Source organism: Enhygromyxa salina, assembly GCF_000737335.2.
Taxonomy (GTDB): domain Bacteria; phylum Myxococcota_A; class Polyangia; order Nannocystales; family Nannocystaceae; genus Plesiocystis; species Plesiocystis salina_C.
In genome coordinates, this window is the sequence record NZ_JMCC02000213.1 from 1 (window position 1) to 4994 (window position 4994).

Annotated in this window: 1 protein-coding gene; it reads left to right on the forward strand. The window is 74.2% G+C overall.

What is annotated here, in order from left to right; translation table 11 throughout:
- Nucleotides 1–4994: beta-ketoacyl synthase N-terminal-like domain-containing protein (locus DB30_RS40065; protein WP_146662841.1), on the forward strand; the 4994-nt coding region annotated here is incomplete at both ends.

Below are 4994 nucleotides of genomic sequence, written 5' to 3' on the forward strand. Positions count from 1 at the left end.
GGCGCCCTGACCCTCGCCGAGGCGGTCGCGCGGCTCGCTGGGGGGAGCGCGGGCGCGATCGCGGGGCCCGGGGTCGTCGTGCGTGATCGTGACGACGCCGTCGAGGGGACGGCGCTGCGGGTCGAGGAGGGCCTGCTCGCCGGCCTCGCGCAGGCCTGGGCCGGGGGCGCCGAGGTCGACTGGGCTGCCTACTTTGGCGACGAGCGCCGGGGCCGGGTGCCGCTGCCGACCTATCCCTTCGAGGGCCGACGCTGCTGGCTCGCGGCGCCCGAGGACGCGGACCAGGGCGGGGCGCGTGGGGCTCTGCACCCGATGCTCGACGCGAACGTCTCGACGCTCGCGCGCGTGGCCTATCGCAGCGAGCGCAGCGGCGCCGAGTTTTACCTGGCCGATCACCGCGTCGACGGCGAGCCAGTGATGCCGGCGGTCGCCTACCTCGAGCTCGCGCGCGCGGCCGGGGAGCTCGCGCTCGGTCAGCCAGTGGAGCTGCGCGACGTGTCGTTCACCCGGGTGCTCGGCTTCGCCGGGGGCGAGCGGGCCATGACGATCGTGCTCGACCCTGTCGACGGCGGCGCGGACTTCGAGGTCGAGGTCGAGGGCCAGCCCTACGCCAGCGGTGAGCTCCACCCGGCGGGCGCCGACGCCCGCGAGCCGACCCCACTGGCGACCCCGCTGGCAGGGGAGGGCGCGGGCTGGACCGAGCTGTCCCACGCCGAGTGCTACGCGACCCTCGCCGCTTGCGGCCTCGACTATGGCCCGCGGATGCGGGCGCTCGCCGAGCTGAAGGTCGGCGAGCGCGAGGCCGTCGGGCGGCTCGAGCTCCCCGACGGAGGCGCGCTCGGGGGCCAGACCGTGCTCGAGCCCGCGCTGCTCGACGGGGCGCTGCATGCCCTGGTCGTGTTGCTCGCGCGGGTCTACGGAGAGGCGCGCAGCTGCCTGCCCCTGACCGTGGGCAAGCTCGAGGTCTTCGCGCCGGTCGTGGGGTCGTGCCGCGTTCACGTGCGCGTCGTCGATCGCGGCGCGCGGACGGCCCGCGCCAGCTTCGAGCTCATCGGTCCCGATCGCCAGGTCTGCGCGCGCGGCTCGGAGTTGGTCGTGCGCGTCGGCGAGCGCGCGGCGCGGGCCGGGCTGTTCGTCCGTCGCTGGCAGCCATGCGCGCCCGCGGACGGGCCGGCCCGTGTGCCCCTCGCGGGCGTCGTGCTCGCGTCGAGCCCGGCCCGGCGCGAGGCGCTGGCGGCCGTGCTGCGCGACCAGGGCGTCAGCGTGGTGTCGCAGGTCGTCGACCCGAGCGAGCTCGCCAGCGCGCCGCCGCTGGTCCTCGTCGACGAGCCCGATGTCGAGACGCTCCTGCGCCTGGCCCAGCGCCTGGTGGAGCTGGGCATCAGCGCGGCCAAGCGGATCGTGGTGCTTCATCGTCACGACGCCCTGGGCCCGAGCTCGGACCGCGCGGCGCTCGGAGCCTTCGCGCGCACGCTCCGTGAGGAGAACCCCAAGCTCCACATGCAGGTCGTGGGTCTCGGGCCGGAGGTCGACGAGCGTGAGGCCCTCGCGGTCGAGCTCGGCCACGGTGACGAAGAGATCGAGCTGCGCTACGCCGACGCGGGTCGGACCGCGCCGCGCCTCGTGCCCGCCCCGGCCGCCCAACCCGCGCCGCTGCGGGAGGGGGGCGTGTACCTGATCAGCGGGGCCGGGGCCCTCGCGCGCCTCGTCGAGCGCTGGCTGCTCGGCCGCGTCGACGCGCGCATGGTGCTGCTCAGCCGGAGCGCCGTGGACCTCGACGCTGAGCCCGGCCTGAGCCATCGCCGTGTCGACGTGGGTGACGCCGCCGCGGTCGCGGCCGTGGTCGCAAAGCTCCGCGCCGAGCTCGGGCCGATCCGTGGCGTCTTCCATACGGCCGGGGTCTTGCGCGATGGCTTCGCCCTGACCAAGGCGCTCGCCGATCTGCGCGCGGTCGCGGCCCCGAAGATCGCGGGTCTCGCCGCGCTGCGCACGGCGACCGCCGCCGACGAGCTCGACTTCTTGGTGAGCTTCTCGTCGATCGCGGCGCACGTCGGCAGCGCCGGCCAGACCGACTACGCCTACGCCAACGCCTGGCTCGAGGCCGAGGCCGAGCGCAGCCCGGGGCTGCGAACCATCGCCTGGCCGATGTGGGCCGAGGGCGGGATGCGCCAGACCGCCGAGGCGGCTGCAGACATCGCCGCGCGCTCGGGCTTCGCCGTGGTCCCGACGAGCGTGGGCCTCGAGCTGCTCGAGGGCGCGCTCGGGGGGGACGGAGCCGTGCTCGCGGCCTACGGCGATCTCGATCGGATCGTCGACCAGGTCCCGGCCCGGGCCAAGCCAAAGGCCGGCGAGCGCGGCCGGGTCGAGGGGGCCGCCAAGCGCTCGCTCGAGGCCGCCGCGCTCGAGCTGCTGCGCGAGCTCCTGGCCAAGGCGACGGGCCTCGCTCCCGAGGAGCTCGACGCCGAGGCGAGCTTCGAACGGCTCGGGATCGACTCGCTGATGATCACCAAGCTCAACCGCGAGCTCGACCGCCGGTTCACGGGCCTGTCGAAGACCCTGTTCTTCGAGTACGCCAACCTCGCGGAGCTCGCCGAGTACTTCGCCACGGACCACGGCGCCGAGCTCGAGCGCGGCGCGTCGCCGGCCACCGTCGCACCTGTGGCCGCGTCAGCGCGACGCCAAGCGCCCGCGCCCGCGCGCCCGGCTCGGCGTCGGCGAACCAGCGCGGCGGCCGAGGGCGGGCTCGGTGAGCGCGGGGCCGTTGCGATCATCGGGGTCGCCGGTCGCTATCCAGAGGCCGACGATCTCGACGCGTTTTGGGCCAACCTCCGGGACGGTCGTGACTGTATCACGGACATCCCCGCCCAGCGCTGGGATCACGGGCGCTGGTATGACGCCGACCCGGCGACGCTCGGTCGCGCGCACACGCGCTGGGGCGGCTTCCTCAGCCATGTCGATCGCTTCGATCCGTTGTTCTTCGGGATCTCGCCGCGTCACGCCGAGCTCATGGACCCGCAAGAGCGACTGTTCCTGCAGACGGCCTGGCACGCGATCGAGGACGCCGGCTATCGCCGCAGCGCGCTCGCCGGTCAGCCCGTCGGCGTCTACGTCGGCGTGATGTACGGCGAGTACCAGTTCCACGGGGCCCTGGATCTGCTCCGCGGGGGGCGCCCGCTGACCTCGTCGTCGTTCGCGACGATCGCCAACCGGGTGTCCTATGCCCTCGACCTGACCGGGCCGAGCTTCGCCCTCGACACCATGTGCTCGTCCTCGCTCACGGCCATTCACCTGGCCTGCGAGAGCCTGCGCCGCGGGGAGACCTCGCTCGCGATCGCCGGTGGCGTCAACGTGTCGATCCACCCCTACAAGTACGCGTTTCTCAGTCAAGGTCGGTTCCTGTCCTCGGATGGTCGGTGCCGGAGCTTCGGCGAGGGCGGCGATGGCTACGTGCCCGGTGAGGGCGTCGGCGCCGTGCTGCTCAAGCCCTACGCGCAGGCGCGTGCAGACGGCGACCGGATCCTCGGGCTGATCCGCGGCAGCGCCCTCAACCATGGCGGTCGGACCAACGGCTACACCGTGCCGAGTCCGCGGGCCCAGACCCGGGTGATCGAGACGGCGATGGACGAGGCCGGCCTCGCGCCGGCCGACATCGACTACGTCGAGGCCCATGGGACCGGGACCTCGCTCGGGGATCCAATCGAGATCGCGGGGCTCAGCCGCGCCTACGGCCACGGTGCGGAGCCCGAGCCTCGCCAGTGGGCGATCGGCTCGGTCAAGTCCAACGTCGGTCACCTCGAGTCCGCGGCGGGCATCGCTGGCTTGACCAAGGTCTTGCTTCAGCTGCGTCATGAGGCCCTCGCGCCCTCGCTCCATGCCGCGGAGCTCAACCCCAACATCGACTTTCAGCGCGTGCCCTTCGTGGTGCAGCGCGAGCTCGGGGCCTGGGCCCGGGGCGCGCGGACGCGGCGGGCGGGCTTGAGCTCGTTCGGCGCCGGCGGCTCCAACGCTCACCTCGTGATCGAGGAGGCGCCCGAGCCCGAGCTCGATGCCGATCGACCCGCGGCCGAGCAGCGCGTCGACGAGCCCGTGCTGTTCGTGCTGTCGGCCCGCGACGAGGATCGCCTGCGCGCCTACGCCCGCGCGGCGGCCGACTTCGTCGAGGTCGCGCGCGTGCCCCTCGACGCCCTGTGCTACACGCTGCAGATCGGTCGCGAGCCGCTCGAGCGGCGCCTCGCGATTCTCACGCGCGCGGGCTCCGAGCTCGTCTCGGTCTTGCGGCGCTACGCCGCGGGCGGCGAGCTCCCCGAGCTCGTTGGCGGCGGGGAGCTGGGCGACGCGGGTCGGCGGTGGCTCGACGAGGCTGAGGTCGACTGGGCGGCGCACCACGCTGGCGCCGGTCTGCGCCGGGTCCGGGCGCCCTTGTATCCGTTCGCCGAGGAGCGCTACTGGATCCCCTTCGACGCCGATCTGGGCCCGGCCAGCTTGCACCCCCTGATCGACGCGAACGAGTCGACGGTCGCGCAGCTGCGGTTTCGCAAGACGCTGTGGCCCGACGACTCGCTGGTCCGCGACCACGTGATCGAAGGCCAGCCGCTCGTGGCTGGGGCGGCCACGCTCGAGCTCGCGCGCGCGGCCGTCGAGCTCGCCGACCCCGGGCGCGCCTACGCCCTGCGCGAGGTCGTGTGGGCCCGGCCGATCGTGGTCCTCGGGGCCGAGCGGACGATCTACGCGGGCATCGTCCCCGCGGGCGATCGCCTCGCCTTCGAGCTCTACAGCGAAGCGGAGGGCGGGCGAGTCACGCACGCCCGCGGGCAGGCCGTCGCGGTCCAGCACGAGGTCGAGCGACCCGCGGCGGTCCAGCTCGCGGCGGTCCAGGCCCGCGCGACCTGGACCCGCGCGGGTGCGGCCGTGGCCGCCGACTACGTCAGTGCTGGCTTCGCCTACGGGCCGAGCTTCGACGTGATCAGCAGCCCAAACCCGCTCAGCGCCAGCGC